Source organism: Psychrobacter okhotskensis (assembly GCF_965638355.1).
GTDB classification, from domain to species: domain Bacteria; phylum Pseudomonadota; class Gammaproteobacteria; order Pseudomonadales; family Moraxellaceae; genus Psychrobacter; species Psychrobacter okhotskensis.
The window spans coordinates 145518-170956 of record NZ_OZ281822.1; the positions used below are offsets into that span (position 1 = coordinate 145518).

Annotated in this window: 21 protein-coding genes; 15 read left to right on the top strand and 6 right to left on the bottom strand. The window is 44.4% G+C overall.

Annotated features, from left to right (window positions below; genetic code table 11):
* Positions 1 to 2 precede the first annotated feature (2 nt).
* Positions 3 to 935, top strand: coding sequence for a phosphate ABC transporter ATP-binding protein PstB (pstB, locus tag ACSUPM_RS00610; RefSeq protein WP_407074171.1), 933 nt, complete (start codon positions 3 to 5; stop codon positions 933 to 935).
* A gap of 259 nt (positions 936 to 1194) precedes the next feature.
* On the top strand, positions 1195 to 1983 hold the full coding sequence (gene phoU / locus ACSUPM_RS00615; protein ID WP_025652558.1) for a phosphate signaling complex protein PhoU: 789 nt from the start codon (positions 1195 to 1197) through the stop codon (positions 1981 to 1983).
* A 104-nt stretch (positions 1984 to 2087) separates the two neighbouring features.
* Here the strand turns inward: phoU and ACSUPM_RS00620 are convergent, their stop codons facing one another.
* Both ACSUPM_RS00620 and argH read right to left on the bottom strand, forming a co-directional pair.
* Positions 2088 to 2378 (bottom strand): oxidative damage protection protein, encoded by a 291-nt coding sequence (locus ACSUPM_RS00620; protein WP_025652557.1) that lies wholly within the window; start codon positions 2376 to 2378, stop codon positions 2088 to 2090.
* Between the two features lie 189 nt (positions 2379 to 2567).
* A complete protein-coding gene (gene argH / locus ACSUPM_RS00625; RefSeq protein WP_025652556.1) occupies positions 2568 to 3941 on the bottom strand; it encodes an argininosuccinate lyase in 1374 nt (457 codons plus the stop codon).
* Positions 3942 to 4168: 227 nt separating this feature from the next.
* On the opposite strand from argH, the gene ACSUPM_RS00630 reads away from it, so the two are divergent.
* The 6 genes from ACSUPM_RS00630 (at position 4169) to ACSUPM_RS00655 (ending at position 10157) form a co-directional block, all read left to right on the top strand.
* A complete protein-coding gene (locus ACSUPM_RS00630) occupies positions 4169 to 5194 on the top strand; it encodes a histidine kinase (protein ID WP_227674944.1) in 1026 nt (341 codons plus the stop codon).
* A gap of 176 nt (positions 5195 to 5370) precedes the next feature.
* Positions 5371 to 6108, top strand: a complete 738-nt coding sequence (locus ACSUPM_RS00635) for a LytR/AlgR family response regulator transcription factor (protein ID WP_436880071.1) — start codon at positions 5371 to 5373, stop codon at positions 6106 to 6108.
* 206 nt (positions 6109 to 6314) lie between these two features.
* Positions 6315 to 7349, top strand: a complete 1035-nt coding sequence (gene hemC, locus ACSUPM_RS00640; RefSeq protein ID WP_101211190.1) for a hydroxymethylbilane synthase — start codon at positions 6315 to 6317, stop codon at positions 7347 to 7349.
* A 145-nt stretch (positions 7350 to 7494) separates the two neighbouring features.
* Positions 7495 to 8481 carry a uroporphyrinogen-III synthase gene (locus tag ACSUPM_RS00645; protein ID WP_201577417.1) on the top strand — a complete coding sequence of 329 codons (987 nt, stop codon included), beginning with the start codon at positions 7495 to 7497 and terminating at the stop codon, positions 8479 to 8481.
* 97 nt (positions 8482 to 8578) lie between these two features.
* Positions 8579 to 9595: a hypothetical protein gene (locus ACSUPM_RS00650; RefSeq protein WP_101211192.1), complete on the top strand. Its 1017-nt coding sequence runs from the start codon at positions 8579 to 8581 to the stop codon at positions 9593 to 9595.
* Positions 9596 to 9665: 70 nt separating this feature from the next.
* On the top strand, positions 9666 to 10157 hold the full coding sequence (locus tag ACSUPM_RS00655) for an acyl-CoA thioesterase (protein ID WP_025652549.1): 492 nt from the start codon (positions 9666 to 9668) through the stop codon (positions 10155 to 10157).
* A gap of 94 nt (positions 10158 to 10251) precedes the next feature.
* Here the strand turns inward: ACSUPM_RS00655 and ribBA are convergent, their stop codons facing one another.
* Positions 10252 to 11364 carry a bifunctional 3,4-dihydroxy-2-butanone-4-phosphate synthase/GTP cyclohydrolase II gene (ribBA, locus tag ACSUPM_RS00660; RefSeq protein ID WP_201577419.1) on the bottom strand — a complete coding sequence of 371 codons (1113 nt, stop codon included), beginning with the start codon at positions 11362 to 11364 and terminating at the stop codon, positions 10252 to 10254.
* Positions 11365 to 11649: 285 nt separating this feature from the next.
* Positions 11650 to 12942 (bottom strand): replication-associated recombination protein A, encoded by a 1293-nt coding sequence (locus ACSUPM_RS00665; RefSeq protein ID WP_201577422.1) that lies wholly within the window; start codon positions 12940 to 12942, stop codon positions 11650 to 11652.
* A 444-nt stretch (positions 12943 to 13386) separates the two neighbouring features.
* On the opposite strand from ACSUPM_RS00665, the gene ACSUPM_RS00670 reads away from it, so the two are divergent.
* Both ACSUPM_RS00670 and ACSUPM_RS00675 read left to right on the top strand, forming a co-directional pair.
* Positions 13387 to 13899 (top strand): type IV secretion protein Rhs, encoded by a 513-nt coding sequence (locus ACSUPM_RS00670; RefSeq protein ID WP_201577425.1) that lies wholly within the window; start codon positions 13387 to 13389, stop codon positions 13897 to 13899.
* Positions 13900 to 14156: 257 nt separating this feature from the next.
* Positions 14157 to 15134 carry a hypothetical protein gene (locus tag ACSUPM_RS00675; protein ID WP_101211195.1) on the top strand — a complete coding sequence of 326 codons (978 nt, stop codon included), beginning with the start codon at positions 14157 to 14159 and terminating at the stop codon, positions 15132 to 15134.
* Between the two features lie 88 nt (positions 15135 to 15222).
* Here the strand turns inward: ACSUPM_RS00675 and gltA are convergent, their stop codons facing one another.
* Both gltA and ACSUPM_RS00685 read right to left on the bottom strand, forming a co-directional pair.
* Positions 15223 to 16503, bottom strand: a complete 1281-nt coding sequence (gene gltA, locus ACSUPM_RS00680; RefSeq protein WP_201566251.1) for a citrate synthase — start codon at positions 16501 to 16503, stop codon at positions 15223 to 15225.
* A 27-nt stretch (positions 16504 to 16530) separates the two neighbouring features.
* Positions 16531 to 16968 (bottom strand): hypothetical protein, encoded by a 438-nt coding sequence (locus tag ACSUPM_RS00685; RefSeq protein ID WP_025652543.1) that lies wholly within the window; start codon positions 16966 to 16968, stop codon positions 16531 to 16533.
* A 580-nt stretch (positions 16969 to 17548) separates the two neighbouring features.
* On the opposite strand from ACSUPM_RS00685, the gene sdhC reads away from it, so the two are divergent.
* From sdhC to ACSUPM_RS00710, 5 genes are all read left to right on the top strand, one after another.
* The gene (gene sdhC / locus ACSUPM_RS00690; protein WP_084212321.1) at positions 17549 to 17935 is read left to right on the top strand and encodes a succinate dehydrogenase, cytochrome b556 subunit; all 387 of its coding nucleotides are present in this window, start codon (positions 17549 to 17551) and stop codon (positions 17933 to 17935) included.
* A gap of 2 nt (positions 17936 to 17937) precedes the next feature.
* Positions 17938 to 18342 carry a succinate dehydrogenase, hydrophobic membrane anchor protein gene (sdhD, locus tag ACSUPM_RS00695; protein ID WP_025652541.1) on the top strand — a complete coding sequence of 135 codons (405 nt, stop codon included), beginning with the start codon at positions 17938 to 17940 and terminating at the stop codon, positions 18340 to 18342.
* 428 nt (positions 18343 to 18770) lie between these two features.
* Positions 18771 to 20621, top strand: coding sequence for a succinate dehydrogenase flavoprotein subunit (gene sdhA, locus ACSUPM_RS00700; protein WP_025652540.1), 1851 nt, complete (start codon positions 18771 to 18773; stop codon positions 20619 to 20621).
* A 189-nt stretch (positions 20622 to 20810) separates the two neighbouring features.
* Positions 20811 to 21521 (top strand): succinate dehydrogenase iron-sulfur subunit, encoded by a 711-nt coding sequence (locus ACSUPM_RS00705; protein ID WP_025652539.1) that lies wholly within the window; start codon positions 20811 to 20813, stop codon positions 21519 to 21521.
* 940 nt (positions 21522 to 22461) lie between these two features.
* Complete coding sequence (locus ACSUPM_RS00710) at positions 22462 to 25341, top strand: 2-oxoglutarate dehydrogenase E1 component (protein WP_436880072.1); 2880 nt, start codon at positions 22462 to 22464, stop codon at positions 25339 to 25341.
* The last annotated feature ends 98 nt before the right edge of the window (positions 25342 to 25439 follow it).

Below are 25439 nucleotides of genomic sequence, written 5' to 3' on the forward strand. Positions count from 1 at the left end.
GGTTGGATACTATTATGAATGATGTCATCAATAAAGCGCCTAAAAAAACGGCGGTTAAAAAGTCTCATATCACTGAAGACAATCTATTAACCAACCCTTTATCGACCAGTGCACAAATGGCTCAGCCAAATGTGGCAAGCTTTAATAAGCAAACCCTGCATGATATTCCGCAGAATATGCCGCCAGCAAAGCTAGAAGTTCGAGATTTAAGTTTTTATTATGGGGATTTTAAAGCCCTTAAAAACATCGACATCGATATTCCGGATAAAAAGGTGACGGCGTTTATTGGGCCTTCAGGGTGTGGTAAATCAACGCTGCTGCGTACTTTTAACCGTATGTATGATTTGTATCCGGGCATGCACGCAGAAGGCAGTATCAACCTTGATGGCAAAAATATCTTAGGTAAAGACGTCGATGTTAACCTGCTACGCGCGCAGGTCGGTATGGTCTTTCAAAAGCCAACGCCATTCCCAATGTCGATATACGATAACGTCGCCTTTGGTGTGCGACTTTATGAAAAGTTAAGCAAAGCTGAGCTGGATAATCGCGTGGAATGGGCGCTAAAAAAATCGGCATTGTGGCCAGAAGTAAAAGACAAGCTAAAAGCGTCAGGCTTGTCTTTATCAGGCGGACAGCAGCAACGACTGTGTATCGCCCGTAGTGTTGCTACCAAGCCTGAAGTGCTGTTGCTTGATGAGCCAACCTCTGCATTGGATCCTATCTCAACGGGTGCAATCGAAGACCTGATTGAAGATTTAAAAAACGACTACACCATCGCTATCGTCACGCATAACATGCAGCAAGCGGCAAGGGTATCGGACTATACGGTCTATATGTATTTGGGCGATATGATTGAGATGGGCGAGACGGATCAGATATTTACCAAACCGGCGCAAAAAGCCACAGAAGATTATATTACCGGTCGTTATGGCTAAGCGCATTGATGATTAAGGTGGGCGACGCTTAGAGTCAGCAATATTGTCGCGTTTTTAGGATATTTTAACTATAGATAAGCTGCACTAATAATAAGACGCTGATAACAAGCAAACAGGATGAGTACTTATTGTGAGCAATCATTCGAAGTTTTTAGCATTGACCGAAGTATATCGGCAGCTCGGGTTTGAGCACTCAAATCATGTGCGATTTAATAGGCATACGGTGTCATCAAAACCTAGATTTCAGGGAATACGTTCTATGCAAAATGACAAGCATATCTCCAAAAGTTTTGACCAAGATCTTGATGAAGCGATTCGACTGTTTCTGCATATGGGTGACAGCGCGGCCAATCAGGTCGCCAAGGCCATCCATGCGTTGACCGATAAAAACCAGACGCTGGCACAAGAAGTGATTGATATGGATTTTGACATCAATCGCATGGAAGTCGATTTGGACGAACATATTTTATTGCTGGTTGCCAAGCGTCAGCCCGCTGCTAGTGATTTGCGTTTGGTCATGGCTATTAGCAAGGGTGTGGTCGATTTGGAGCGTATCGGTGATGAAGCAGTAAAAATTGCCCAGATGGCAATCAAAATTATCGCGCAAGGTAAGACTGAATATGGCTATGCGGAAGTGCAGCATCTGAGCAACCAAGTTCGGTTAATGGTACACAATGCGCTAGAAGCTTTTAGTCAGTCGAATGCTGAGCAAGCCTTTGAAGTCATGCGTAACGACAAAGTGGTCAATGATGAGTATCAGTCGGCCATTCGCGCCTTGATGACCTACATTATGGAAGACTCGCGCTACGTCTCAAAAGTCATGAATATCATGTGGGTACTGCGCGCGCTTGAGCGTATCGGTGATCATGCGCAAAACGTGGCAGAGCTGGTTATCAATTATATTAGCGGGCAGGATGTGCGGCATTCAGATTATGCTGAGGTCGAAAAAGCGGTGCAAGAAGCCAATGATCGCATGGCGGCTCGTCAAGCTAGTGCCACGCAAGTTGCTGATACTGATGCTGAGTCAGTAGACAAGCATAAGGATTAAACAGCTATTCAGCTTATCAGGCATTTAGTCTATCAATAAAATCTCAATAAAAAACGCGCCATATTATTTATATAGCACGTTTTTTATAGCAGAAAATCAAAAAATTAGCTTTCTGGCGTCCAACCTTGCGCGCGCTCATAATCTTCATTGTCTAAAAATTTATCACGTTGCTCGGTCAAAAACTGCTTGGCTTTAGGATCCATCATGCTTAGGTGGTTTTCGTTAATGAGCATGGTTTGATGCTCAAGCCACTCTTTCCAAGCTTTGTCAGAGACCGTTTCTTGCAGCTCTTGACCTTTTTTATTAGGAAAAGGGGGATGTGGCATCTTTGGTAATTCTTGCTGATATTTGCGGCAAAATACCGTATTGGCTTGGGGATTAAAACTCTCAGCCATAATGGACTCCTTATTAATTATCAAATGATTGAATCAAATATTGGTATCCCCCTATGATAACGGTCTTGGTAGATTTAACCAAGCCTATCAGGTGTATAGAAGGTAACCATTCATTTTTTTAACGCTAATAAAAAACCCGCCTAGAGAGCGGGTGTTTTTACTAGTAGGCTTATATTTTTATCAAATGTTTTATGCAAACACTTTTAAACGCGCGCGACCATTAACGACGGCTTGCTTGACCTGATTGGGTGCGGTACCACCTAAATGATCGCGAGCGGCCAATGAGCCTTCTAGCGTTAGATACTCAAAGACATCGTCACCGATGGCATCGCTAAATTGCTGTAGCTGTGCCAAAGATAAATCGCTCAAATCGACCCCTTCTTTGATCCCTAAAGCGACGGCATGACCAACCACTTCGTGAGCATCACGGAAAGCGACACCGTTACGCACCAAATAATCAGCCAAATCAGTCGCTGTCGCATAGCCTTTCATCGTAGCAGCGCGCATGTTTTCTTTATTTGGCGTGATATTTGGTAGCATATCAGCGAACGCTAATAGCGAACCCGTTAAGGTATCGACGCAATCAAAGAGTGGCTCTTTGTCTTCTTGGTTGTCTTTATTATAGGCAAGCGGCTGGCTTTTCATTAGACTTAATAGCGTCATTAACTGCCCGAAGACACGGGCGGCTTTACCGCGAACCAACTCAGGTACATCAGGGTTTTTCTTTTGCGGCATGATAGAGGAGCCGGTACAAAAGCGATCTGGAATTTGCACAAAGTTAAATTGCGCGGACATCCAAAGAATAATCTCTTCGCTCATGCGTGACATGTGCATCATTAGAATAGAAGCTGCTGAGGTAAACTCAATGGCAAAATCTCGGTCCGAAACCGCATCGAGTGAGTTTTGACAAATACCTTCAAAACCTAGCAGTTTGGCCGTAATCGTACGGTCAATGGGGAAGGTCGTACCCGCAAGGGCGGCGCTACCGAGCGGCATTTGATTGATACGGCGACGCGCGTCAACGAGGCGTTCGGTATCGCGGTATAACATCTCAAACCAAGCCATTACGTGATGACCAAAGCTGACGGGCTGCGCGGTTTGCAAATGGGTAAAGCCTGGCATGATAGTATCAGTATGCTGCTCAGCCAAATCTAGCAAGCCGCTTTGTAAACGTATCAATAGAGCGATGATATTGTCGGTCTCTTCACGTAGCCACAGGCGGATATCGGTGGCGACTTGATCGTTACGGCTACGACCTGTATGTAGCTTTTTGCCTACCGCACCGACGATATCTGTCAGGCGTGATTCAACGTTCATATGCACGTCTTCAAGCGCAATCGACCAGTTAAACTCACCGGCTTCAATCTCACGTAGTACTTGTTGTAGACCGTCAATAATAGTCGCAACGTCCTCGGCGCTCAAGATATCGCACTCTTTAAGCATGGTGGCATGCGCAATCGAGCCTTGAATATCATGACGGGCAAAACGTTGGTCAAAACCAACCGAAGCGGTGAAGGCGGCAACGAAGCTATCAGTCGCTTCACTAAAGCGTCCGCCCCACATCTGTTGGCCTTGGCTGTTTTGTGGCGCTGCGTTTGTTATAGGGGCATCTGTGCTAAAATCAGTGGCAGATGAATTTTTATTTGAATCGGGATTACTAGGATTTGAAGAATTGGCGTTCATATCGGTCTAAGACAAGTCAAGAGAATAAGAGCTCAAGTATAGCAAATGATGAGGTTGCCTTACTAGCTGCGCGCTTAGAGTTTTTTATTCCCAAGCTCATGGATGTCATGAGACCTTGGCAGTGGCTGCTGTATATCTTTTTTTGGTCACTGTTTGTGACGGTGATTGACCGTCATGACTTGGCAACTTGGTCAGAATTTATGATTAAGTTTATGAGCCGATTTGTGCAAAACACAGTGAGCATCATCCCTTCATTGTACTTAATTGATTATTTACGCCCTGTCTTTACACGCATGAGCATCGTTAAAGCCAGTATTTATGTACTGATGCTACTTATGGTCGCCTCTGGCATAACCATGACATTAGTCATGCTGATCATGCTCAATGTGGGCTGGATTGAATACAATCTGCAAACTTTTATTATAGAGGTCCTGTTCGATACCATCATTGGTGGTGGCTTTACCTTGGTATTCTTGCTGTATTTTTTACGCCGCTATCGTGAAGTCAACGCGCTCAAGCAATCGTTTGAATATAAATTGACAGCGCAAAACGATGTGATTAAAGCGCGCCTTGCCCCGCATTTTTTCTTTAATACCATTAATACTTTGGTGTCCCTTATCGAGTCTAACCCATCACGAGCCGCCGACTTATTACAGCACGTGTCAGCATTATTTCGTGCCAGTTTTGAAGGCGCACGCGAGATTAGCTTTGAAGAAGAAATCGCCCTTTGTGAGCATTATCTTGCCATTGAGTCTATCCGCTTAGCAGATAAGCTGATCATGAGTTGGCAGCTTCCCGATGAGGATGTGATGTATGATATGGTCATCACCGCGTTGACGCTACAGAGTGTGATTGAAAAAATGCTGCTGAATGTGGTTGAGATGACGACAGAGACTATTTATATGGATATCGAGGTAACGTGGCAACAGCACCGCGTGACCATCACAATCCATGTGCAGCTGCCCCAAAAAACCTTGATGATTAATTACGATTTGCGCCAGCATATGAATTTTTATATTCAAGCTGAGCGCTTACGGGCTTATTTTGGCGAAAGCGCGGACATTCAAAGTACGGTGACCAGTAAACAAATTGTCACTGTTATTGACTATCCTCTGCAAGACGTCAGTTTATAATACTTTTCTGGTTTTATTCCTATCGGTAACTGACCGTGGCATATTTATTGCAGAATTTATTATACTACTATCGTCGTTGGTTTTAGATGATGGCGATAAAAGTTTAGGAATAAATGCTATTATGTTATTGATACTATTAAAAAATCTACTAAGTATGCCGTAAGAGAGGAGTTTCCATGCGGATTGTAGTTTGTGATGATGAGCCATTGGCACGTGAGCGTTTGGTTAGGATTGTGCAGGAGTCGGGTCATCAAGTGGTTGCGCAAGCAAAGACAGGCGCAGAGGCCATTGTTGCGGTAAAAACTCAACAGCCAGACATCATTTTACTAGACATTCGCATGCCTGAAATGGACGGTGTACGCTGTGCGCAAGAGCTGTCCAAGCTGGAGCATCCACCAGCGATTATTTTTGTCACCGCTTACGATCATTACGCGATTGCGGCGTTGAAAGCCAATGCGATTGGTTACTTATTAAAACCGGCTAACAAAGATGAATTGTTAGAAGCGCTTAATAAGGCTAAAAATCTAAATGCGGCCCAGCTAAATGAGATTCGTAAGCTCGAAGACCCAACGGCACGTCCCATGCGAGAACATATCGCGGCGCGTACCCATCGCGGTGTCGAGTTGATTAAGCTCAAAGATATTTATTATTTTACCGCGGATCAAAAGTACGTCAAAGTTCGTCATAAAGACGGTATTGTATTGATTGACGAGACCCTAAAAGAGCTTGAGCAAGAGTTTGAAGACCGCCTCTTTCGGGTACACCGGAACGCTATCATCAACCTCAGCTTTTTGGACTTTTTAGAGACCCTAGATGCTGGACAGTATCAGATACGCTTTAAAGGGATTGATGAGACGCTAGCGGTTAGCCGCCGTCACCTACCAGCGTTACGTGACAAAATCCAAAGTATGTAACAGACCGTTGCGATAGCGAAATAATCAGCCCATATCATCAAACCCTTATTTATGCTTAAATAGGGGTATTTTTTTGCGTCAGCAGTCATGACATATGGTTTTTATCACCTATTTGATAGGGTGGATTTGCGTGAGGGTTTAGCATCCATTTGGCGTCCATTTGGCATTGACAGCGCATTATCGTACCGAACTTATTGAGGCCCTTTATGAGTAATCCGCAGCAACCTGCTTTGACTACCTTAAATATCGCCACGCGTCAGAGCCCATTGGCGTTATGGCAAGCTGAGCATATTCGTGATCGCCTGTTAGAGATGTATCCTAGCTTGACCATTAATTTGCTAAAAATTGTCACTAAAGGTGACAAAATTTTGGATACACCCTTGGCTAAAATCGGTGGTAAAGGCTTGTTTGTCAAAGAGCTTGAGCAGGCATTGTATGCTAAACAAGCGGATATCGCCGTGCATTCACTAAAAGACGTACCCATGCAGTTACCAGAAGGCTTGACGCTCGGTGTTTATTGCAAACGCGCCTCGCCCACGGATGCCTTTGTCTCCAATACTTATAATAGTATTGATGAGTTGCCACAAGGCGCGGTAGTCGGCACGTCAAGCTTGCGTCGTCAGTGTCAAATCAAAGCCTACCGCCCCGATCTGCAAATCAAAACCTTGCGCGGCAACGTTGGTACCCGTTTGGGTAAGCTGGATGCGGGCGAGTATGATGCGATTATCCTAGCGACCAGTGGGCTGCAGCGCATTGAGCTGGATGAGCGTATCCGCGGTGAGCTTGATATCGATGCTTGCTTGCCAGCAGTTGGACAAGGCGCTTTAGCGATTGAATGCCGTGAGGGTGATGCTGAAGTACTGAAACTACTCGCGCCGCTTAATGACGACAAAGCCCGTATTCGCCTTATCGCTGAGCGCGCGCTAAACCGTCATTTAGAAGGTGGTTGCCAAGTGCCAATTGCGGCTTATGCTGTTTTACAAATGGCTGATGAAACCGCCGCCAACAACGATGACAATGGTAATAATGGCAACAATGATAACGGCAATGTATTGTGGCTACGTGGTCGTGTGGGTCAGGCTGATGGTAGTGAGCTACTAAAAGCGGACAAACGATTAACATTAAGCGGCACACAAGATGAGCAAGAAGCGCAAGCCAATCAGCTCGGTATCGATGTCGCCGATCTGTTGCTCGCTGATGGTGCTGGTGCTATCTTATCAGCGATTTATCATCCTGAATAATACCTCAGTGCTAGTGCTTAAACAGTAAATAAGTACGGCGACTGGCTTGGGCATATAGTGGTAATCGCTTATACGCCCTTTGATTACGCTAACTTTAATTTCATCAGCATTTTGTCATTGTCATTGTGATTATCATGGTAGGTTTATGTCTTACTCAACATCGCAGTCTACTGATTCCAATCGGTCCACTGAGAATTTATCAGCGCCGCAACAAGTGGTCATCAATACGCGCCCGATAGAGCGTGCAGCGCCACTGACCCAGTGTCTACAAGCGGCAGGACTGTCGGTCATTGAGATGCCGATGTTGACATTACAAGCGCGTGCCACGACCGATAAAGACAGACAAATGATGCGGCAGTGGCTGGCAGGTGATTATCAAGCATTGGTTATTGTTAGTCCGACCGCTGCGGCCTCTGGGTTAGCCATGTGGCAAGCACTTGAGGTTGAGCGTCAAAAACCAAATAAGACTACTGAGCTGGTAGAGTCCGCATTGATGGCGTTAGAAACGCCAAGTCATTTGATTGCGGTTGGTGATGCGACTGCTGCTGTCCTCAATAATGCCCAGCTACCCGTGGCCAGTTATCAAGTACGACAGCCTAGCATTGCCAATAATGAAGGTATGCTAGCGATGCCTGAGATAGAAAGTCTACAAGCAGGCGATAAGCTATTGATATGGCGCGGGCTTGGCGGACGTCGTCTGCTAGTCGATACCTTACAGGCGCGCGGTGTGCATATCGATAGTATTGCTTGGTACGAGCGCATCATGCCAGAGGATGCGCAGAGCCAGTATGAGCAATGGTTGCAAGATTTTTATGCACAAAATGCTTTGCAAGCTAATGCCACTGTAGATAGAGTAAAGCCAATCGTCGTGATCAGTAGTGGCACAGCCTTTGAGCATTGGGCCAGTATTGTTGAAGCCGCGGTAGTTAAGGTTTTAGACGAGAAGAATTTAGAAGTAATTGCAAATCAAAGCAAGATCGATAACGTGGCGCTTAAATTATCAGACTTCGCTTATGTCGTATTGGGCGAACGTTTGGCAAACATGGTCGCACAACAGCAGCTGAGCTATTGGCGTGTGGAAGATTTGGCACCAGAAACTATTCTGGCAGCCATTAACTCTAAAACTTTATAAACATATAACTGTGCTAATTGATGACATGCCTTAGTGCTTGATACATTTTTTCGCTCGCTTTAAACATGGTTAACCTTACCAATAACGGTACTGTCTTATGTCAACGAATTCTGAATCATTATCTAGGGATCCTTCTGCTATCCAGCAGCGCCGCCAAGCAAACACCTTATTGTTGCGTCTGCAATGGTTGGTGATATTGCTACTTATCGCGGCGTTATTAGGCCTATATATTAGCCATCAACGTTTTCAACACAGCGTCAATGAGCGCTTACAAAGCAATGAGCAGGTGATCAGTCGTCTAAATGAGATGGATGATCGCATATTCGCCATGAGTCAGCAGACCTTACCAGAGCCGAGCGTAGCGGCCAGTAACCAAGCTCAAAACCAGCTAGATTTACTGCGTATCCAAATACAGGCAGCCAATAGATTACTGGCTGACAATAACGATAGTGCAGCGATAGACTTACTACGCGGTCTGCACTGGCAACTATCACAAAGCAGCAATGAGATTGCCCCGGCGTTGACGGTGGTCATTAAGCAAAGCTTGCTCAAAGATATCGAACGTCTGCAAGCCCAAAGTGCACAACCAAGCCCATGGCAAATCCAAAATCTAGCGATTCAGAATATTCAAGATTTTTTGCACAGTCATGAGCGGGCAGCGAACAGCAATAGTAATGGCACTAACAATAATAATGGCAATGAGAGCACTCAAAAAAATACTCAGCAAAGTAGAGCAGTAGGCAATAATAATCTTACCTTGAACCGCCGCCAATTAACCATTCATGAAGTTATCATGACATTGAATTTAGCGAGCCAAGCCAGCAATATGCGTGAACAGGATCAGCTTATCAGCTATCTGACGCAAGCTCGTAAGCAATTAAAAACCTTAGTACCACCATCTTCTATGACTGCTAGCAAACAACCTGCGCAATCAGCAGCAAAAAGTATGACGAGCGCTACTAAAAATACAAACGATTTGGCCAAGAATTTAGAAACAATGAAAGCGCCAAGCGACATTGCAGAAGTGATTAATTGGCTCGATCAACTTATTGCCAACGCACCGAAACCAACGCCACTATTGACCACGCAAATTCTAGAAAAACCGCCACGTTAATGACAACGTCAATGAGCAAATCTTGTTTAAAATAGTCGTCTATATCAAGATTGAAAGATAAGGTTAAAACATGGATAAGAAAAATAAGACAGCCAATCGTGCCGTTGATGTATCAAGCGCTAGCCGCCCTGAGGAATTGGCACATTATCCTGTTATTCATCATCAGCCGATTCACTGGGGCGAGATGGATGCGTTTAACCACTTAAACAATGTCGTCTATTATCGTTATGCTGAGTCAGCGCGTATTGCGTATTTGCAGACGTTAGGGATGTTTGATGGCAGTATGGTGACAGTCCTCGCTCAGTCTAGCTGTCAGTATTTACGACCAGTCGTATATCCTGACACTTTATTATTGGGCGTACGCTGTCAACGCTTGGGCACAACCAGTATTGTTATAGAATATAGTTATTATAGCGCTTCGCAGCAAGCGCTGGTCGCTACTGCTGAGGCAGTCGTGGTGCGCTTAGAGAGTGATGGCAAAACTAAGTTGCCTTGGACAACCGAGGAGCGCAAGCGACTGCTCGCATTAGAAACAGCAGTCGGACACACGCCTAAATTTTAAAAATTAACAGTTAATAAATAAAAAAGCACGCTAACGGTAAAGTAGCGTGCCTTTTTATGTATGACTAATATTGAATCATCCAGCCAATCAAATCCTAAACTTGCTTTGGCGCATGCACAAAATCAACCACGTTCAGATCAAAGCCTGAAAGGGCATAAAACTTCATTGGTGAGGACAATAGGCGCATATCACGCACGCCTAAATGGCGCAAAATCTGTGCGCCAACCCCGATACTACGATAAGGCTGTCGGGTAATGGTAGATAGCGACTCATTATCAGCGGCTTTATCCAAGGCGTCGCCCAAATCAATCGGTTGATGACTGCCAATCCAAACCAACACGCCGCGATCTGAGGCACTGATTTCTTCTAACGCCGACTGTACGCTCCAGCCACTACGGCCTGTGGTATCATTTTTGGCAGCAAATAAATCACGCAAAGGGTGGAAGCCGTGTACACGTACCGTACTAACGCCTTCGCTCACATCACCTTTTACCAAGGCTAAATGCGTTTCATCCGCCCCAAATTCGCGGAAGCGATGTAGGGTAAAGGTGCCGTGTTCAGTCTCAAAGGGACGCGACTCAATCTCTTCTACCGTTTGCTCATTGGCAATGCGGTAGTTGATAAGATCAGCGATGGTGCCCATTTTGATGCCGTGCTCTTTTGCAAATATCTCGAGATCATCACGGCGTGCCATTGTACCATCAGCATTGATGATCTCTACAATCACTGCTGCGGGCTCAAGACCTGCCAATCGTGCTAAGTCGCACCCTGCTTCGGTATGTCCGGCACGGTGCAATACGCCGCCGTTTTGTGCCATGATCGGGAAGATATGCCCAGGTTGTACGATGTCTTCAGGTTTTGCTGCAGATGAGACCGCTGCTTGAATAGTGCGCGCGCGATCGGCCGCAGAGATACCCGTGGTGACACCTTCAGCTGCTTCAATTGACACGGTAAAGTTGGTGCTAAATTTTGCCTCATTGCGATCTGACATCAGCGGTAGTGCCAACTGTTGGCAACGTGCTTGTGATAAAGTCAAACAAACCAAGCCACGTGCATGGGTAATCATAAAGTTAATATCTTCAGGGCGCACATGGGTCGCCGCCATAATGATATCGCCTTCGTTTTCGCGGTCTTCATCGTCCATCAAAATAACCATTTTTCCGGCACGAATGTCTTCGATAATCTCAGGAATCGTATCTAAACTCATAGGAAGTCTCAATATTTTATTATGTATAAATCAGTGTGATGTGGGATATAAATGTTTATCCGGCTATTGTAGCAGTAGATAGCACCACGCGCTGCTGTGCTAAGGTAAAACCTGCCTTAGTTGGCGCAATATGCTATAAAAATGACCTACTCAATTGGCTGGTGTATATCGTTATGAGGTCATTTTAACGCTTTTCACCCCAGCATGCTGCATCATCTTGACAATCTGTCCATTAATAGCTTAAAAATAGTGATAAGTAATATCAATGATGCAGGCAGATAATCTTTATTGGTCATTACTCGCCGCTTGGCTTTTTAGCCAATCCATAAACTGCTTGCTGTGTTGTTCACGCTGATTGTCCGCAAACTCATAAAAGCTTGTCCCGATTAAATTGTCTGGCAAATATGACTGCGGATAATAGTGGTTGGGATAATCGTGCGGGTAGATGTAATCTTGACCATAGCCTTGATTACGCATCAGCTTGGTCACGCCATTACGTAGATGTAGCGGCACAGGAGATGCATCCTTTTCTGCCAACGCCATTGCAGCATTGATGGCTTTATACGTGCTATTGCTTTTGGCACTGGTCGCCAGATAAACCACCACTTGTCCTAAGATAATACGTGCTTCTGGCATACCAATCGACTGTACACTACGTAATGCTGCATCGGCGAGGAGTAAGGCGTTCGGATTGGCATTGCCGATATCTTCACTGGCCAAAATCACTAAGCGCCGCGCAATAAAATCGGCAGGCTCGCCGCCAACGAGCATGCGCGCCATCCAATAAAGTGCCGCATCAGGATCGGAGCCGCGTACGGATTTTATCATTGCCGATATAATATCGTAATGCTGCTCACCATCCTTGTCATACCGTACTAAGGCGGTTTGCGCCACTCGGCTAACCAGTTCGTCATCAATAATCATTGGCGACTGCTTAGCGTCAGCCGTTTGAATTGCTAGCTCTAATAAGTTTAGCGCTTTTCGAGCATCACCGTGGGCCAATTGACTAATGGTATCTTTTGCTTGTAAATCGACGGTCAACCTTTTGAGTATATTGTCTTCTGAGAGGGCTCGTTGCAGCACGGTACTTATCTGCTCAGGCGTTAACGGCTCTAAACGATAAACTTGGCAACGTGATAGTAGAGCGTTGTTGACACTAAATGATGGGTTCTCCGTAGTGGCACCAATCAAAGTAATATCACCAGACTCTACCGCACCCAAAAGTGCATCTTGCTGTGCTTTATTAAAGCGATGAATCTCATCAATAAAAACCACAGGTGATTCAAATGCCAACGAATCTTTATTATCTAGGACTTCGCGTAACTGTTTGACTCCAGTATTTAACGCGGAGAGCGCGTGAAAAGGTCTATTCACGGCATCGGCTAACAACATCGCAATGGTTGTTTTGCCAATACCTGCTTCACCGTGCAGGATAATAGATGGCAGATGCCCTTGCTCTACTAAGCGTCGTAACGGTGCACCAGCTGCCAGCAAATGCTCTTGACCAATGATATCGGTAAGAGAAGTGGGGCGCATACGCTGAGCAAGTGGGGTATCGGCATGGAAGTTAGGTGACATAAGACTCTCTATCGAAAAATGAAAAAGCTATCTATTAGTTGCAAAAGTAGTAACGGCAAGGTCTCTATAGTTAAATCCAAATAACAGCATACTAGGCTAACTTCACCATTCTCATTGGATTTTAACACTCGTATACGTTTGGCATGATTTTCGCAGCAATTTTATAATAGCAATGAGTATTAGACATTAGCAGTAGAAGTAGGCTAGTTTATAAGGAGGGTACTTGTTATAAGTCATACGCGCTAGATTAACGCAAAAATATGTTAATGAAAGCTAACTAAGCGTATAGCTTGTGTCCCGAGCACTTTAGTTTTCATCATTCATCTATATTAACGGCTCTACTATTAACAGTTCTACCGTATCGATGGGAAAAGTTGGCCAATTGCGACTGTTAACTATTAAACACTAAAAATGGCTTATCAAATATAAGGTATTGCATTAACGATGTCTGAACCGACTCTTAAACGCTTATTCAATCGTTACTTGCGTAGTGATACGGGCAAGCAGCAGTCACGTTATCTGACAGCTGGCGAGATAGCATTGGCGCATTCAGTATTTGGTGACAGCATCAAACTTGATGAAGTGCAGTTAAAGACAGCATGGTGGGTATTACAACATTATGCCGTTAGCCCCAATGGCAATATTTACTTTAATTCAGTCGATTGGATTACGGATTTTAGCAAAGCTCCACTGAGCAAACAAAGCTGGCTTATACATGAGCTAACGCACGTATGGCAGCTACAGAAAGGCTTAAAGGTTGTACGCGGAGCGATTATCAACCGAAAATATGACTACGTGTTAGAAACAGGCAAATCATTTTTTAAGTATGGTATTGAGCAGCAGGCACGCATGGTACAGGATTATTTCGTACGTCAGCAGCTTGGGAAAGACTGTCACGATTTAGAAGCCTGTATTCCATTTTTGACCAGACACTCTGTGGACAATACTAAAAAATAGATAGCTCATTCAGCGGTTAAGCTCTATATTGTGATAAATAGCTATTTTTCTGAATACCCAATATTATAAATAGCGATGATGATAAAGCAGGCTAAATACTACAAACACCAGTATGGCTGCGCAAAAACCGAACGCATTAGCACTATACTGAAGCCATACACTGAAACAATGCACTGAAGCCATGAAATGTCGCGACAATCTGAGCTTTTAATAGGTTAGCTTCTAACGTTAGCTTTTAACAAAGGATATGTACTCTGATGTTTAAATTTTTGTCAGCTGAGTCTGATATCGATTCGCACAACGATAGTATCAACCAAGGTCGCCTTTGTCTGCGCCCATCGTCAATGTTGCTGGCGGCGACAATGACAGGGCTGCTATTCTTGACGGGCTGTCAGCAAAAGCCAGCAGAAGAGCCTGTGATAGATTATGACCAAACCACTGAAAAAACAAGCGTAGAAGACAGCGAGCCTATGCCGCAAAGTGATTCAGCTGCTGCCCGCATAGAGCAGTTCCAGCCCTTGTACGTCGCTCAAGCGCAAGGGTTGCAGCAGCGCTTGCAAGCAGAGTATGAGTCATTACAAGCTGCTGATGCGTCAGGTGGCGATGCTTTATTGCTTGAAGGAGCGCCTGACACTACGGCTAATGATGATGGCAATCTTGGCAATCAAGTGACTGCTAGTAATACACCCGATGATAGCGGCTTGCCAGCTACAGAGGCAAGCGACAGTAATGTGTCTGAGCAAGCATCAGTACCAGCCGCTACCGAAGGCGATGTTACAGATGCTGACATTAACACCAGTACTGAGGTTGGTGAGCGCGATTTGACCGTGCTTAAGCGTATCAGTCTTGAGCCACGTAAGCCGGTGATGTTGTCGGAAGCACAGATAATAGAAAGCTATCAGCAAGCGATGGAAGCACTATATCAACCGGTAACGACACCACTTAGTGCTGAAGATATCAATACCTTAATTAATATAGCAACCTTGACCCCGCAACTGTTCGAGCATGCAGAAATCGCTGGCAGAGTCAGTGCAAAAAGCCCAGCGCTGGCGCGTTTGATAATTCAACATCAAGTCTGGGAGCAGATAGAAGCTCAGCAAGTGTTAGATATGCAGCAGATGAAAATCAATCAGCAGCAAGAGTTTGAAACACTGATGACTAAGTTCAATGAAACCATCAAAGACTACGATGAGCAAATTGCTAAATATGAGCAGACGTTAAAAGAGTTTCAGTAAAGTGTGATTTGTCATCACGTTATTAAATTTAGACCATAAAAAATCCCGCTACGAGAGCGGGATTTTTTATGTTGCTGATAAGGGCTTACTATTTGCGATCTTCAACTTTAACAAAATCGCGTTTTGTCTCACCAGTATATAACTGACGCGGGCGACCGATTTTGAACGGTGCACTGTGCATCTCTAACCAATGGCTGATCCAACCAGAGGTACGGGCTAGAGAGAAGATAACCGTAAACATTGACGTTGGGATACCAATGGCTTTTAGAATGATGCCAGAGTAAAAATCAACGTTTGGATACAAGTTACGCTCGATGAAGAACGGGTCTTCTAAAGCGATTTTCTCAAGTGCCATAGCAAGCTCAAGCTTAGGATCGTTGATACCAAGCGCGGCTAATACTTCATCACAAGTCTCTTTCATGACTTGTGCGCGTGGGTCAAAGTTTTTGTAGACGCGATGACCAAAGCCCATCAGCTTCACTTCACGGCTCTTCACTTTTTCCATAAATTCAGGCACGTTTTCTACGCTACCGATTTCATCTAGCATCTCAAGAACGGCTTCGTTCGCACCGCCATGCGATGGGCCCCAAAGAGCCGCGATACCAGCCGCGATACAAGCGTAAGGATTGGCGCCAGTAGAGCCTGCCAAACGAACGGTAGACGTCGATGCATTTTGCTCATGGTCAGCGTGTAAAGTAAAGATTTTGTCCATAGCTTTAGCGATGACTGGGTTTACTTTATAGTCAACGTCAGCAGGGGTGGCAAACATCATGTATAAGAAGTTTTCTGCATAGCTAAAGTCATTGCGTGGATACATGAACGGTTCGCCTTGTGAGTATTTATAACTCATCGCAGCAAGCGTTGGCATTTTAGCAATCAGACGGATAGCGGTGATTTCGCGATGATCTTCATTGCTGACATCTAGGTTTTCATGATAGAACGCTGATAAGGCACCAACGACACCAACCATAATGGCCATTGGATGCGCGTCACGGCGGAAGCCTTCAAAGAATTTGCGTAATTGATCATGAACGCCTGCATGCTTACGAATTTTTTCAAAGAAGTCGGCTTTTTGCTCGGCGTTAGGTAACTCGCCATGAACGAGGGCATAGGCCACTTCTAAGTATTCTGCGTTGTTTGCTAACTGGTCGATAGGGTAGCCGCGATGTAATAATTCGCCTTTGCCACCGTCAATAAAGGTGATTTTTGATTCAACAGGGGCGGTTACTTTAAAACCAGGGTCATAAGACCAAAAGCCTGACTCTTGCAAAGCTGCAACGTCGATAACTGGACGCCCTAAAGTACCTTTAATAATTGGAAGTTCGTATTCTTTACCATCTACGGTTAGTTTGGCGGTAGTGTCAGCCATAAATTCCTCTCCATTGGTTGTAACTTGTTAGAATAAAAATATACCGACGCACAGCCGCGCGCCATTAGTAGTCAAACGGTCAAAATGTTTTAACCCATTTAATATGCAGGCTATATTAGCAGCAATTCTCTCTGATTTGAAAAAACTTTTAGCAGCAATGGCACCAACTGGTGTGGTTTCATAGTATTTATCTACTGTAATTTTTGTATCAAAATATGTCTGCTTGGTTATTTTACTTAAAACACACCCTTTTATCGTGCTAAGCCAAATCTCATTATTTGCATAAGATCTGTATCGATTTGCCAAAATAGAGCCGTTGGCATTCTGGCTATTTATGCCAAAAACAGACTGCGTATGAGTAGTAGGCGAACGGAATGGGGTAGCAAATTCATCCAGCTGAGTCGTCAGGGGGGATTTAGTATTGCACAAATCCGCTTGTTTGTTAAATAAGCCTTCTAATTTCATTACTTTAGGGATAAATTTGTAATTGTCGCCCAGTCATTTTATAATTAGCGTTACTTAACTGGCACTCGCTCTGTGCGAATTGATAAGTGGTCGTGATATAGTATCGCTTAAAGCTGATTCTATCTGTATTTGGCGATGACCAAATGGTGACTGTTTAGACCAAAACCCTAGGTGATGGTCTCATGGATCTTGTTAACTGTCCTATTCTTAAGTAATTAGTAAATAATTAGCCTGTTTTAATGAATGCACTTATGGTTCATAGTGATATAGAAACGACAGTCGTATTTTTCTGTATCAAAAGTATCAGTAAAAATAGAATAGTTAATCGATCTAATGAATGTTTATCTTTACTTGTTGGCTAGTGGATGGGCTGTCGTCAAGAGCTTATCAGTTTGATAAGTCCTGCTAAACCGTTTATCAAAACCTTTTATCATACGATCCTTTCTTCATATTTAGCACAAACTAAACGAAGTCAGCTAGCTCTTCCTTACTTTATTCGTCTCGTGTGTTGCTCAATGCCTAATTGACGCCATTAATGTCAAGCGTTGCTAGCAGATACAGGAGTATAACCGCAAAAAGGATGCCCGCTGTGAAAAGCAACCGACCTATTGATCTGCCTTTAAGCCAAGTGATTAGCGTTAATCGCTCACCGATCGCAATTGCCTCAATCTTGCATCGTATCACTGGTATTATCTTATTTTTACTGATTCCTGTCATGCTGTGGTTACTACAGAACTCATTGGCCTCGCCTGAGAGTTTTGAGACCGTGTTTGACAACGTACTCGTGCGCTTTTTGGCATGGATATTCGTGGCCGCGATTGCTTATCACTTTGTGATGGGTATCAAGCACTTATTCGCTGATATGGGCATGAACGAAGAACTAAAATCTGGCCGCACTGCCTCTATGGTCAGTTTTGTGATTGCAGCGATTCTAATTGTCGCGTCATTTGTATGGGTGATGTTCTAATGATAAAAAATAATTCAGGAGTCAAAAGCGCGACTGGTCTCACCGGATCAGGCTCACGTGATTGGATTGTTCAGCGCATTAGTGCTGTCGTCTTAGCCGTTTATAGTGTGGTACTTCTAGGCTTTTTCTTAACGCATGGCGATGTGACCTTTGTTGAATGGTCACAGTTTATGATGAGCTTGCCGATGCGCTTATTTAGCTTGGTGGCTATCCTTGCGCTAGCAGGTCATGCTTGGGTGGGAATGTGGACCGTCTTTACGGATTATATTACCACGGGCAAATTAGGCTCAAGCGCAGCAGGTCTACGTCTGGTGTTGCAGGCACTTATGATCATTGCCATTTTAGTATTCTTATTTTGGGGTATTATGATTTTTTGGGGTAATGGCTTCGCTGTCGTTGCTGTCTAAAGACTCAATATTTAAGCTTTATTTATCGGTAGGTTTTATCAATAACGCTATCAATAATTCAGGTTTTACAAACGAAGCTAGATTCTACAAAATAAGCTAGGCTTTAAAAATAAGGATGGACTGCTTGGTCAGTTTTATAGACGGTTAAAGTCTTTAAGAGCAGTCTTTCAGTAGCCATATAATAGTCACGAGTTTCAATTGTTTTTGGCTGAGACAGTCGCTTATATGAGGGTGAATATAAGTCAACTTTGCCAGACACGACGATGACTATGCACATTTTAGTAAGTGGTTTGAGGTGGTTTACCTCGTCAATTTTAAGTGGTTTGCTTGATTAGACAGAATAGACGTTCAATCAGCCAACTACCGTGACGTAATAAGTAACCCTTGTATTTACTTCGCAAGCATTAACAGGCATTAGGAAAACCGTAATGGCAACTAGACAAGATAATACCATTAGTAATATTAAGACCCTAAACTACGATGCCGTCATCGTTGGTGGTGGTGGCTCAGGTATGCGTGCGTCACTACATTTGGCCGAAGCGGGCATGAATGTGGCGGTCATTACCAAAGTATTCCCGACCCGTTCGCACACGGTTGCCGCTCAAGGTGGTATCGGTGCAAGTTTGGGTAACATGAGCAATGACAACTGGCACTTTCACTTTTATGACACCGTTAAAGGGTCAGATTGGTTGGGTGACCAAGACGCTATCGAATATATGTGCCGTGAAGCGCCAAAAGTGGTGTATGAGCTTGAGCACATGGGCATGCCGTTTGACCGTAATGAGGATGGCACGATTTATCAGCGCCCATTCGGTGGTCATACTTCTAACTATGGTGAAAAAGCTGTACAACGTGCTTGTGCTGCGGCTGACCGTACGGGTCACGCACTATTGCATACCCTTTATCAAAAAAACTTAGAGCAAGGTACTCAATTCTTTATTGAGTGGATTGCCCTTGATTTAATCAAAGATGAAGCCGGTAATATCAACGGTGTGGTCGCGCTTGAGCAAGAAACAGGGACGGTTGCGGTATTCCAGTCACCAATTACTGTTTTGGCAACTGGCGGCGCTGGTCGTATCTTTGAAGCCTCTACCAACGCTTATATCAATACTGGTGACGGTATCGGTATGGCAGTTCGTGCTGGCGTGCCACTTCAGGATATGGAATTCTGGCAGTTCCACCCAACGGGTGTGGCTGGTGCGGGCGTTCTATTGACGGAAGGTTGCCGCGGTGAAGGTGCTATCTTGCGTAATAAAGATGGTGAAGCCTTTATGGAGCGTTATGCGCCAACCGTAAAAGACTTGGCACCACGTGATTTGGTTTCGCGCTCTATGGATCAAGAAATCAAAGAAGGCCGTGGTTGTGGTCCGAATGCAGACTATATCGTTATGGATATGACGCATTTGGGTGTTGAAACCATCATGAAGCGTTTGCCATCAGTCTTTGAGATTGGTAAAAACTTTGCGAACGTCGATATCACCAAAGAGCCTATCCCTGTTATTCCAACCATTCACTATATGATGGGCGGTATTCCGACGACGATTCATGGTCAAGTTATCACGCCAGATTTAGACGCGGAGACGGATGAAGACGGCCTATATACCAAAGGCAATGTCGTTAAAGGGTTGTATGCTATTGGCGAATGTGCTTGTGTCAGTGTCCATGGTGCCAACCGTTTAGGAACCAATTCACTGCTCGATTTGTTGGTATTCGGTCGGGCAGCAGGTAAGCATATCGTTGATGAATTCCATCATGCCGATCACAACTACAAGCCGCTTGATCCACGCGTTCTTGATTTTACCGTGAAGCGTTTAGACAAGTTACAACAGTCTACTGAAGGCTATAATGCTCAAGACGTTGCAGACGAGATTCGTGCCGTGATGCAAAAGCATGCTAGCGTATTCCGTACCCAAGCCATGATGGACGAAGGTGTTGAGAAAATCTTAGCGCTGGGTGACAAAATTGACCAAATCCATTTAGCTGATAAATCACAAGTGTTCAACACCGCTCGTATTGAAGCATTTGAAGTCGCAAACCTTTACGAAGTGGCTAAAGCAACCATGATCTCAGCGGCTAACCGTCACGAAAGTCGCGGTGCCCACAGTGTGTCAGATTATGACCGCCCAGAAGATGATGACTATGCACCAAACGGTCGTAACGATCATGACTGGATGAAGCATACACTTTGGTACTCTGAAGGCAATCGCATTGTTTATAAGCCTGTTCGTAAAGTACCGCTGACTGTTGACTATATCGAGCCAAAAGTTCGCGTCTATTAAGTCTAGACTGCGCGGCTTTTATATCTGTTATATAAAAGCCGCGCAAACGTTCTATCCCTTATTAATTTATTAAAAAGGTGACCGCCAGCTACATGCTCATGCCAGCGCTGTAATAAAGAGAGACCCTCTAGCGCTGACATGCGGCAACCTTTGTATGCCCGCCATCACCTACGTGTGGAGTTTAGCATTATGAGCCGAGGTACTCGCACCATCGAAATCTATCGCTACGATCCTGACTTGGACGCAGCGCCGCGCATGCAAACTTATACGATTGAGCTACTAGACTCAGATCGTATGTTGCTTGACGTGTTATTACGCCTAAAAAAGGAAGATGAAACCATCACCTTCCGTCGCTCTTGCCGTGAAGGCATTTGTGGCTCTGACGGCATGAATATTAATGGTAAAAACGGTTTAGCCTGTTTGTTAAACATGAACACGCTACCCGAAAAAATTACTATTCGTCCGTTACCAGGTTTGCCTGTTGTGCGTGATTTGGTTGTCGATATGAACCAATTCTACGAGCAGTACGAAAAAGTACACCCGTACTTAATTAATGATCAGCCTGCACCGCCAACGGAGCGTTTACAGTCACCTGAACAACGTGAAAAGCTAAACGGTCTGTATGAATGTATCCTATGTGCGTGCTGCTCAACCAGCTGCCCATCATTCTGGTGGAATCCTGATAAGTTCTTAGGCCCATCAGCACTATTACACGCTTATCGCTTTGTTGCTGATAGCCGTGATGGTGATACGCAAGCACGTTTGGCACGTTTGGACGATCCATTCAGCCTATTCCGCTGCCGTGGTATCATGAACTGTGTTTCAGTTTGTCCAAAAGGCTTAAACCCTACCAAGGCAATCGGTCATCTACGTAACATGCTGATTGATCAAGCAGGTTAAACGGGTTCATTGTTGCATGGTTGTATGCACACATCATCACGAAACACCGTCTCATTATTAGGCGGTGTTTTTTATTGAACAAATTTGCATAGTGATAGAATGTGTCGTGATCGAATGCAAGCGAGGTTTTTCTGATTGCTATCTAACTTGCTATTTAAGAAGACAGCCATCATATATTTTAAAGGACGATACGAGGCGCGAAAAAACGTTGCTTCTTACCGTTGTAAGACCAAAAAATATTATAGATAGTAGAGTTTTTCATCAAAAAAGCAGGAAATAACTGGTCAAAAGTAAGGCAGTATTAACAATACGTTGGTGGTATGTAAGAAGATGAGTTATATGAGCAAACTCTCTATATAATTACCAATAGAAATGTACGAAGTGGGAGGTTTATAATAGATATTCATTATGTAAATACCTACTATTGAGCAAACAAACTATGTCATGCGGGGTACGCATGCTAAGCTATACAGCAATGTATGTTTGTCAAAAAAGACGGTAAATATCTCTCATACAAAAACATTTCAGCGAAAATAGCCAGTTTATAGGCTAGCTGAACGATAAGATGTTTACCAAAGATATTACCATTAATGAATTGGTTATAGCTGATAGCAGTATATATAAATTAATGTTGTGAAACGAGTCTGATAAGAAAACCGGACGTTCACAAATAATTTGATTGAATGACTATTATCTGAGATAAGTATTGTAGTAGCACTCGTTTTCGTTACTTGATATATGTTTTATCAATAGTGATAACGGCTTCTTTCTATAGCACGAATAACATTTAATACGAATAGAGCTTTTATATACTAAATATTAGCCATAGCAAGTCTTACTACTTAATGGTGAATTTTAAGAGTCAAAATACCGAACGTACAATGAACGACACAATAATAAGCACGATTCCATTCATTTATCTATCAAATAGACGATTATTATGAATAGTATAACTAAAGAAGCTGCAGACGTAGAACATACTGAACTGGCTGCTGATAATGCCAATTATATCGAAGCACTTTATGAGCAGTACTTAACTGACCCTACGAGTGTTGATACCGATTGGCAAGCGTATTTTGTCCAGTATCAGTCGCCAAATGATGCTCAGCATAACGCCATCAAAGATCAGTTTTTATTGCTTGCTCGCAATCAGACGGCCAACAAGATTACCCCCGCAACCACAACGACTAGCAATGCCGCTGACTGTGCCGACCCTAAGCAAATGGGCGTACAGCAGCTGATTTCTGCTTATCGTCGCCGTGGTCATCGCCGTGCAAAATTAGATCCGTTGGATCTACATCCGCGCGCTGAAGTCGAAGATTTGACCCTTGAGTACCACAATCTCTCAGAAGCTGATTTAGACACCATTTATCCTACCAACGATTTGAATATCGGTAAGGACGAAGCACCGTTACGAGAAATTATCGAAATTATGGAGCGTGTTTATTGCCGCTACATCGGTGTCGAATATATGCACGTCACCACCAGTACCGAAAAGCGCTGGATGGAACAATATCTAGAGACCAACTTAGGTCATATCGAGTTTGACAAAGAAAAGCGTTTGTCTATTCTTGAACGTTTGACGGCAGCCGAAGGCCTAGAAAAATATCTAGCGCGTAAGTATACAGGTGTTAAGCGTTTTGGTTTAGAAGGCGGTGAAAGCTTTATTCCTGCCGTTAACGAAATTATACAGCGTGCTGGTGGCTATGGTACCAAAGAGATGGTTATTGGTATGGCGCATCGTGGACGCCTGAACTTACTCGTAAATATCTTAGGTAAAAACCCTGCTGATTTGTTTGACGAATTCGATGGCAAAGTACAGCCAGAAAAAGGCTCAGGCGACGTTAAGTATCATAATGGTTATTCATCTAACGTGATGACGCCAGGTGGCGAAGCGCATTTAGCATTGGCCTTTAACCCATCGCATCTTGAGATTGTGGCACCCGTATTACAAGGCTCAGTCCGTGCTCGTCAAGTGCGTCGCAACGACCAAGCTCGCCATGAAGGTAAAGATGGCAATTCAGTACTGCCAATCGTTATCCACGGTGATGCAGCATTTGCCGGTCAAGGTGTGGTGCAAGAGACCTTCCAGATGTCACAAACTCGCGCTTATACCACTGGTGGTACGGTACATATTGTCATTAATAACCAAGTCGGCTTTACGACCAGTCGTCAAGAAGATTTGCGTTCGACAGAGTACTGTACTGATGTGGCGAAAATGGTACATGCGCCCATTCTACATGTGAATGGTGATGACCCTGAGTCTGTCGTATTTGCCGCTCAATTAGCATTAGATTACCGTCATGAGTTTGATAAAGACATTATCATTGATCTTTTCTGCTATCGTCGTAATGGCCACAATGAAGCGGACGAGCCGTCAGCGACTCAGCCATTGATGTATGCAGTCATCAAACAGCTACCAACGACCCGCACTCTCTATGCCCAGCAGTTAATTGAAGCGGGTATTATTAGTGAAGAAGAAGCGAAAAGTTACGAAGATTCTTACCGCGAATCGTTAGATCGTGGCGATTATGTGGTGAATTCTTTGGTCAGTGATCCTGATGAAGCGCTTTTTGTCGATTGGAAACCCTATCTAGGTCATGACCTCGTCGATGACTGGGATACCAGTGTCGATATCGAAACTCTTAAAGGCTACGGTCGCCGTATGGCTGAAATGCCTGAAGGCTACAAGTTACAGCGCCAAGTTCAAAAGATGGTCGATCAGCGTCTAGCGATGCAGACTGGCGAAGAGCCGCTGAACTGGGGCGCTGCTGAAACGTTGTCTTATGCCTCACTGGTTGATAATGATGGGGTATTAGTACGCATTACTGGCGAAGATGTCGGCCGTGGTACTTTCTCGCATCGTCATAGTGAGATTTATAACGTCAATGACGGTAGCATGTATGTGCCACTTGCGCATATGAGTGAAAAGCAAGCGCGTTTTGCCACTTATAACTCACTATTATCAGAAGAAGCAGTATTGGCCTTTGAGTATGGCTATGCCACGACTGTACCAAACGCATTGATCGTTTGGGAAGCGCAGTTTGGTGACTTCGTCAACGGTGCGCAAGTAGTGATTGACCAGTTCATCTCAAGTGGCGAGACCAAATGGCAGCGTGTTTGTGGTCTAACCATGCTGTTACCGCATGGCTATGAAGGTCAAGGCCCAGAGCATTCATCTGCCCGTCTTGAGCGCTTCTTACAGTTATGTGCCGAAGACAACATGCAAGTGATTACGCCAACGACGCCGGCACAGATTTATCATGCGCTACGTCGTCAAGCCATACGTCCAATTCGCAAACCATTGATCGTCATGTCACCGAAGAGCTTGCTACGTCATAAGCTTGCCACGTCAAATCTAGAAGAGTTGGCCGTTGGTAAGTTTGAGACGGTTATCTCAGAGATGGATGATCACAATGCAGATAAAGTAACTCGTATGGTGCTATGTGGCGGCAAGGTTTATTATGACTTGTTAGAGCAGCGCCGTGCATTGGGTCTAGAGCATGTGGCTATTGTACGTATTGAGCAGCTTTATCCGTTGCCAGAAGAGCGTTTGATTGCTGAGATTGAGAAATATAGCAACCTACAAGAGATCGTTTGGACGCAAGAAGAGCCGTTGAACCAAGGCGCTTGGTATTATTTGGCACCGCATATGTTCCGTATTGTCGTACCGCATCCAACCAAGGCAAAAGTCATGGAGCCGGTGGCACGACCTCCTAGTGCCGCACCTGCGACGGGCTCACCGAAATTACATGCTCAGCAGCAACAAGCATTGATTGCTGGTGGTCTTGGCATCAGTGTCGATGAGTTGTCAAAGTAATAGCTTATATCAGTAACAGTTTATAAAAGACACATGAATCAGGCGATGACAGTCAGTACCTAGCAATACCATATGAGTAACACGATTGAAAACGGTAT

Bases quoted from the DNA above. Each gene is read 5' to 3' on its own strand.
- hemC (WP_101211190.1), top strand. From the start codon at position 6,315: ATGAGTAATCCGCAGCAACCTGCTTTGACTACCTTAAATATCGCCACG.
- sdhA (WP_025652540.1), top strand. From the start codon at position 18,771: ATGGCAACTAGACAAGATAATACCATTAGTAATATTAAGACCCTAAAC.
- ACSUPM_RS00665 (WP_201577422.1), bottom strand. From the start codon at position 12,942: ATGTCACCTAACTTCCATGCCGATACCCCACTTGCTCAGCGTATGCGC.
- sdhC (WP_084212321.1), top strand. From the start codon at position 17,549: ATGCCCGCTGTGAAAAGCAACCGACCTATTGATCTGCCTTTAAGCCAA.
- ACSUPM_RS00645 (WP_201577417.1), top strand. From the start codon at position 7,495: ATGTCTTACTCAACATCGCAGTCTACTGATTCCAATCGGTCCACTGAG.
- ACSUPM_RS00670 (WP_201577425.1), top strand. From the start codon at position 13,387: ATGTCTGAACCGACTCTTAAACGCTTATTCAATCGTTACTTGCGTAGT.
- argH (WP_025652556.1), bottom strand. From the start codon at position 3,941: ATGTGGGGCGGACGCTTTAGTGAAGCGACTGATAGCTTCGTTGCCGCC.
- ACSUPM_RS00635 (WP_436880071.1), top strand. From the start codon at position 5,371: ATGCGGATTGTAGTTTGTGATGATGAGCCATTGGCACGTGAGCGTTTG.
- ACSUPM_RS00620 (WP_025652557.1), bottom strand. From the start codon at position 2,378: ATGGCTGAGAGTTTTAATCCCCAAGCCAATACGGTATTTTGCCGCAAA.
- phoU (WP_025652558.1), top strand. From the start codon at position 1,195: ATGCAAAATGACAAGCATATCTCCAAAAGTTTTGACCAAGATCTTGAT.
- ribBA (WP_201577419.1), bottom strand. From the start codon at position 11,364: ATGAGTTTAGATACGATTCCTGAGATTATCGAAGACATTCGTGCCGGA.
- ACSUPM_RS00705 (WP_025652539.1), top strand. From the start codon at position 20,811: ATGAGCCGAGGTACTCGCACCATCGAAATCTATCGCTACGATCCTGAC.
- ACSUPM_RS00710 (WP_436880072.1), top strand. From the start codon at position 22,462: ATGAATAGTATAACTAAAGAAGCTGCAGACGTAGAACATACTGAACTG.
- gltA (WP_201566251.1), bottom strand. From the start codon at position 16,503: ATGGCTGACACTACCGCCAAACTAACCGTAGATGGTAAAGAATACGAA.
- ACSUPM_RS00630 (WP_227674944.1), top strand. From the start codon at position 4,169: ATGAGACCTTGGCAGTGGCTGCTGTATATCTTTTTTTGGTCACTGTTT.
- ACSUPM_RS00655 (WP_025652549.1), top strand. From the start codon at position 9,666: ATGGATAAGAAAAATAAGACAGCCAATCGTGCCGTTGATGTATCAAGC.
- ACSUPM_RS00675 (WP_101211195.1), top strand. From the start codon at position 14,157: ATGTTTAAATTTTTGTCAGCTGAGTCTGATATCGATTCGCACAACGAT.
- ACSUPM_RS00685 (WP_025652543.1), bottom strand. From the start codon at position 16,968: ATGAAATTAGAAGGCTTATTTAACAAACAAGCGGATTTGTGCAATACT.
- ACSUPM_RS00650 (WP_101211192.1), top strand. From the start codon at position 8,579: ATGTCAACGAATTCTGAATCATTATCTAGGGATCCTTCTGCTATCCAG.